This window comes from Polaromonas sp., from assembly GCF_039930745.1.
Taxonomy (GTDB): domain Bacteria; phylum Pseudomonadota; class Gammaproteobacteria; order Burkholderiales; family Burkholderiaceae_C; genus Polaromonas.
In genome coordinates this window covers 1-5,648 of sequence record NZ_JBDTTH010000154.1, presented here as the reverse complement: position 1 = coordinate 5,648, position 5,648 = coordinate 1, and the positions used below count along the sequence as shown (strand labels likewise).

At 64.0% G+C, this 5,648-nt stretch carries 6 protein-coding genes and 1 pseudogene; 3 read left to right on the top strand and 4 right to left on the bottom strand.

Annotated features, from left to right (window positions below; translation table 11 throughout):
* Positions 1–386, top strand: a pseudogene (locus ABI660_RS22795) (RraA family protein); the annotation flags it as partial.
* Positions 377–1,312 (top strand): NAD(P)-dependent oxidoreductase, encoded by a 936-nt coding sequence (locus tag ABI660_RS22790; RefSeq protein WP_348072440.1) that lies wholly within the window; start codon positions 377–379, stop codon positions 1,310–1,312. The pseudogene ABI660_RS22795 and the gene ABI660_RS22790, both read left to right, overlap by 10 nt.
* 273 nt (positions 1,313–1,585) lie before the next feature.
* On the opposite strand, the gene ABI660_RS22785 is transcribed toward ABI660_RS22790, so the two are convergent.
* A complete protein-coding gene (locus ABI660_RS22785; RefSeq protein ID WP_348072438.1) occupies positions 1,586–2,230 on the bottom strand; it encodes an NAD(P)-dependent oxidoreductase in 645 nt (214 codons plus the stop codon).
* A 109-nt stretch (positions 2,231–2,339) separates the two neighbouring features.
* On the opposite strand from ABI660_RS22785, the gene ABI660_RS22780 reads away from it, so the two are divergent.
* The gene (locus ABI660_RS22780; protein ID WP_348072436.1) at positions 2,340–3,257 is read left to right on the top strand and encodes a LysR family transcriptional regulator; all 918 of its coding nucleotides are present in this window, start codon (positions 2,340–2,342) and stop codon (positions 3,255–3,257) included.
* Here ABI660_RS22780 and ABI660_RS22775 read toward each other — a convergent pair.
* The 3 genes from ABI660_RS22775 to ABI660_RS22765 all read right to left on the bottom strand — a co-directional run.
* Complete coding sequence (locus ABI660_RS22775; RefSeq protein WP_348072434.1) at positions 3,244–4,155, bottom strand: EamA family transporter; 912 nt, start codon at positions 4,153–4,155, stop codon at positions 3,244–3,246. The two genes, ABI660_RS22780 and ABI660_RS22775, sit on opposite strands and share 14 nt — an antisense overlap.
* Entirely contained in the window at positions 4,155–4,604 is a 450-nt protein-coding gene (locus ABI660_RS22770) for an acyl-CoA thioesterase (RefSeq protein WP_348072432.1), read from the bottom strand. The genes ABI660_RS22775 and ABI660_RS22770 overlap by 1 nt, the downstream gene beginning before the upstream one ends.
* Positions 4,605–4,862: 258 nt before the next feature.
* Positions 4,863–5,648 (bottom strand): iron-containing alcohol dehydrogenase (locus tag ABI660_RS22765; protein WP_348072430.1); only part of this gene is annotated, 786 nt, incomplete at its 5' end.

Below are 5,648 nucleotides of genomic sequence, written 5' to 3'. Positions count from 1 at the left end.
TGACCGCGTGCCAGAAACTGGGCATCGCCGGCGTTGTGATCGACGGCGCAGTGCGCGATGGGTTGGAGATCGACGAGATGAAGTTCCCCGTCTTCAGCGTCGGCACCAATCCGAATGGCCCGACGAAGTTGGTGCCCGGCCGTATCGGCCACCCCATCACTGTGGGCGGCGTTACGGTCAATCCCGGGGACTTTATCCTGGGGGACGCAGACGGTGTGGTCGTGGTCGAGCGCGACAAGATCGAGTCGCTTCTGCCGCTAGCGGCTAAGAAAGTCCAGGATGAGGCCGACCGGCTTGCAGCCATCAAGCAAGGGAATACGGGCGCGAAGTGGCTGAATTCCGCGCTGCGGGCCGCAGGAGTTCTGAAGGAAGGGGAATGTCTGTGATTTTTCCTCGAGACAAGCAGGTCATTCTGGTCACGGCTGCCGACCTTGCCCCGCAGGCGTTGGACCTGCTCGATGGGCACGAGGTGATCTTCGCAGGAAAGACACCGCAACCCGCAGATATTGCAGCGCTTGCCAGGCGACACAACCCCGTCGCCATCATCGTGCGATACGGCGGTGTCACCGCCGAGGTCATGGACCTGGCGCCGGCTCTGAAGGTGATTTCCAAGCACGGCAGCGGCACTGACACCATCGACAAGGTGGCGGCCAAGGCCCGCAACATTGAAGTTCGCGCCGCTGTGGGCGTCAATGCCGCCGCTGTCGCCGAACACGCACTGGCGCTGCTGCTGGCTTGTGCGAAGGCGGTGCCGAATTTGAACGCTCGCATGCATGGTGGCTTCTGGGACAAGGCGACGCACAAGAGTGTCGAGCTCGCTGGCCGCACCATGGGTCTGGTGGGGATAGGGGCCATCGGAGCGCGATTTGCCAGGATGGCAAAGGCGCTGGACATGCGCGTGATCGGCTACGACCCCTACGCGACGAACGTCCCATCCGACGTGGAGCTACTCGATCTGGAAACCTTGTGGCGGTCGTCGGACGCCATTTCGTTCCATTGCCCGCTGACCGAAGACAACCGCAATCTGCTGAATCGCGAGGGGCTGGCAAGCTGCAAGCCCGGAGTGATCGTCGTGAACACCGCGCGCGGTGGGCTGATCGACGAAAGCGCGCTTCTCGATGCGGTGCGCTCTGGTCACGTGGCTTGCGCGGGCCTGGACAGCTTCGCGATCGAACCCATGATCGCCGGCCACCCTTTCCAGGGTGAAGAGCGCATCATCTTGAGCCCGCACATCGGGGGCGTCAGCGCGGACGCGTACGTGAAGATGGGCGTGGCTGCGGCAGAGAACGTGCTCGCAGTACTGCGCGCCTGATTGGCTATGGCGAAGCGTTGGAATCAGGCGCCAACGGGTCCACAGCTGGGTGTCAGACCACTCGGCCTTCGCAACGAAGTGGTGTAGAGGCTGCTGTCTGGCGCTCGCGTGCATAGGATCGCTTGCTGCACTCTCCTATCGCATTCGACGACGTGGCAGCAGCAACCCCCATGCCTGCCCCAAAAGCATGCCTGAGAGCTTGTCGGGTAGTTGATGCTATCTGTTTGATAGCTACATTCACCCGTCCGAAAAGGGCTGGGCCCCGATTTGATGCTAACTGGCGACGGTGAAGCGTTTCTGCACATGCCGCGGCGTCTCGATTTCATCAACAATCGCCACGGCCAGGTCGGCCACTGAAATGCCGGCTGGCTGCTCGCCCTGGCCGGGCAGCAGATTGTCGGCGCCAAGGCGGTACTGGCCGGTGCGCTCGCCCGGTGCCAGGGCAATCGGGGGCGAGACAAAGCTCCAGTCGAGCGTGCTTTCTTTTTTGAGCTCGTTCAAGGCCTGGCGGGCGGCCAGCGCGCCCTGTTTGTATTCGGCGGGAAACGGCGGTGTGTCCACCAACTGCAGGCCGGGTGCCACGTACAGGCTACCGGCACCGCCGACGACCAGCAGGCGTTTGACGCCCGAGGCTTTGACGCCGTCAACAATCGCCCGGCTGGCCTGCAGGTGCAAGTCATGAATTTTGGGTTCGCTCCAGCCCGGGTTGTAGGCGCTGATCACCGCGTCATGGCCGGCCACAGCTTTGGCTACCTGCGCCGCATCCAGCGCGTCGGCTTTCACCACCGTCAAGCCTGTTTGTGCGGTCAGCTTGGAGGGCGTGCGGGCCAGCACCGTGACCTGGTGGCCGCGGCTGAGCAGCTCGGCCAGAACGGGGGAACCGACAAAACCGGTGGCGCCAATGAGTGCGATGTTCATGAAAACTCCTGAAGGTGAAGGAAGGTACTAGTCTGATTGCTTCACGAGTTGCTGAATAGATGGCTTAATTGGCTAATACTGTGAAGTACAGCTAATCAATAATCAAAAAATGGACCAATTCAAGCGCATGGCCATCTTTGCCGAGGTGGTCTCGGCCGGCTCCCTGACCGCTGCTGCACGGCAGTTGGGTATGACGCCTTCGGCAGTGAGCCAGCACTTGCGGCAACTCGAGCAGTCGCTGGGCCTGGCCTTGCTGCACCGTTCGACCCGGCGCCTGACGCTGACAGAAGCCGGCGAGCGTTACCACGCAGGTTGCGCGGCCATGGTGGCCGCTGCGCGTTCTGCCGAGCAGTCGCTGGCCCGGCTGCGTGATGAGCCTGAAGGCGAGCTGCGGCTGGCGGCCCCCATCGGTTTTGGCGGATTGCTGGCCGCGGCGCTCGCGCCTTTGCGCGACCACCCCAAGCTGTCGCTGCGCCTGCTGCTGGACGATGCCGTGATTGACCTGATTGCCGCGCGGGTCGACATCGCCTTGCGCGTGGGCGCGCTGGCCGACTCGACGCTGGTGGCACGCAAGCTCGGCAGCATGCAGCGGCAGTTGTGCGCGGCCCCGGCTTACCTGGCTGAGCGTGGCTGGCCGGCTAAAGCGCAAGACCTTCTGTCGCACGACTGGCTGGGCGGCCGGCCTGGAGCCCCGGGCGGCGAGCTGCTTGAGCTGCAGGGCCCTGGCGGGGAACAGCAAACGGTGCGCATGGAAGGGCGGGTGCAAGCGACGCAGGTCACGGCCCTGCACGCATTGTGTGTGGCGGGCTGGGGCATCAGCATTGTGGTCAGCGATGACGACCGGCGGGCACTGGCCGACGGGCGCCTCTTGCCGGTGCTGCCGGGCTGGTATCTGCCGGACTTGCCGGTGTACGCCATCACGCCGCGGCGCGGCGAGCAGCCTGCCAAGGTGCGCCATGCGCTGGATCTGCTGGCTGCCTGGTTCAACAAGCCAGGCCCTGCGGACGCACGCGTCAGCGTGGCTTGAGCAGCCCGCCCAGCATCACGCAGACCAGCGCCGCCACCAGCAAGGCAATGCCGGCCCACTGCCAGGGTGTGATGGCTTCGCCGAGCACCAGCATGCCGGTGGCCAGGCCGACCACCGGCACACCCAGGCTGAAGGGCGCGACGCGGTTGGCCGGGTGGCGTTTGAGCAGGCCGGTCCACAGGCTGTAGCCCAGCAGGGTGGCCACCCAGCCGAGGTAGGCCACGGCCAGCCAGCTGGAGGCGCGTGCGCCTGTCCACTGCCAGCGCACGGCTTCTGGATCAAACACATAAGACAAGGCCGCGAAGGGCAGAATGGCGAAGATGCCGCTCCACACCACAAAAGCCAGGGGAGAGTAGGGCACGCCGCTTTGCTGTACGTGCCGCGCGACGATGTTGGACATCGCCCACATGGAGGCGGCACCCAGTGTGAGCACAAAACCCGCCAGCGTGGTGGCCGACGCAACGCCACTGCCGGGCGTGATGTAGTTCAGCGCAAAACACGACAGGCCCAGGGCCGCCAGCACCATGCCGGCCTGCAGCGGCCGGCTGGCGCGCTCACGCAGCAGGACAAAACCGAACAGTGCGGTAAAAAACACCTGGGTTTGCAGCAACACCGACGCCAGCGCGGCTGTCATGCCGACCTTGAGCGCCATAAACAGAATGCCGAATTGCCCCACGCCCTGGAACAGCCCGTAAAACACCAGCCATTTCCACGCAATGTTGGGCGGGCGGATGAACAGCACCAGCGGAAGCACGGCAAACACGTACCGTGCGGTACCCAGCTGGAAGGGTGTGAAGTCGCGCAGGGCGAACTTCATGACCACGAAGTTGACGCCCCAGACCACCACGACGGCCAGGGCCGCTGCCAGATCGCGGCCTGTCAGGGGGTTGGGCCGCATCAGGGGTGCGCTAGTGCGGCGCGTGCCAGGTCCAGGTGCGCCTTGACGTTCTGCGCCAGCGCGATGTCACCCGGCGTTTCGGGCAGCCAGGTTTCAACGGGAATGGTTTTGCCATTGGGATCCACCGCTACAAACACCACCACACATTCGGTGATGACTTCCATCTCGCCGGTCTTCATGTCGCCGGCGCGCACCTCGACGGAAATGTTCATGCTGGTGCTGCCGGTGTAGGCCAGCCGGGCTTGCACTTCCACCAGGTCGCCGATCATGATGGGGCGCTGGAAGCGGATGCTGCCGACCGATACCGTGACGCAGTAACGCTTGGTCCAGCGTGTGGCGCAGGCATAACCGGCTTCGTCAATCCACTTCATGACCGTGCCGCCGTGGACCTTGCCGCCGAAGTTGATGGTATTGGGTTCGGCGAGAAAACGCAGGGTGATCGATGACATGGAAAGCCTCACATGGGTTTGCAACAGGCGGCGTGTGCAGGGGAAAACCGGCACACGCTACAACCTATTGTCACCGATGACCGAGGCGGTCAGATTTCCTTTCGTGCCCGGCAAAACGATGCCCAGAGATCACTTGCCTTCACTGGAACTCACCGGCGGCAGGCGTGCAAAGCCGACGGTTGGCTGGTATCTGATGAGCGCGGGGCTGGCTGGGGCCTCCGGGCGAGAGGCAAGGAACCCGTGCCCATCGCCCTCGCGTCAGGCCGCCACGGTTTCGAGAGCTGCCTTGCTCTGGGAGCGCCCGGCGTCAGCCGCTGCCGTCATCGCACCCTGGAAGATGCTTTCAATCTCGGTCTGGCTGGCCTTGCGCGGATTGGTCAGGCCGCAGGCATCCTTCAGCGCGTTCGCAGCCAGCATGGGAATGTCTTTTTCCTTCACGCCCAGGTCGGCCAGGCAGGCGGGAATGCCGACGTCCACCGACAACCGGCGGATGGCGGCAATACAAGCCAGAGCCCCCGCTGCGGCATCCATTCCCTCGACAGCCGCGCCCATGGCGCGCGCCACATCGGCGAGGCGGTCGGCCGAGGTTTGAATATTGAACGCTTCCACATGCGGCAGCAACAGGGCGTTGCATACGCCATGCGGCAGGTCATAGAAACCGCCAAGCTGGTGCGCCATGGCGTGCACGTAGCCCAGCGATGCGTTGTTGAATGCCATGCCGGCCAGGAACTGGGCATACGCCATTTGCTCGCGTGCCGGCAGGTTGTCGCCATGCAGCACGGCGGTGCGCAGGTTTTGCGAGATGAGTTCCACCGCCTTCAGGGCGCAGGCGTCGGTGATTGGGGTGGCAGCGGTGGAGACATAAGCTTCCACGGCGTGGGTGAGAGCATCCATGCCGGTGGCGGCGGTCAGGCCCTTGGGTTTGGCCAGCATCAGTTCCGGGTCGTTGACCGACATGAGGGGGGTGACGTTGCGGTCAACGATGGCCATTTTGATGTGCCGCTCTTCATCGGTGATGATGCAAAAGCGGGTCATTTCGCTGGC

Coding starts and splice junctions, on each gene's coding strand:
- ABI660_RS22785 (WP_348072438.1), bottom strand. CDS start 2,230: ATGAACATCGCACTCATTGGCGCCACCGGTTTTGTCGGTTCCCCCGTT.
- ABI660_RS22770 (WP_348072432.1), bottom strand. CDS start 4,604: ATGTCATCGATCACCCTGCGTTTTCTCGCCGAACCCAATACCATCAAC.
- ABI660_RS22775 (WP_348072434.1), bottom strand. CDS start 4,155: ATGCGGCCCAACCCCCTGACAGGCCGCGATCTGGCAGCGGCCCTGGCC.
- ABI660_RS22790 (WP_348072440.1), top strand. CDS start 377: ATGTCTGTGATTTTTCCTCGAGACAAGCAGGTCATTCTGGTCACGGCT.
- ABI660_RS22780 (WP_348072436.1), top strand. CDS start 2,340: ATGGACCAATTCAAGCGCATGGCCATCTTTGCCGAGGTGGTCTCGGCC.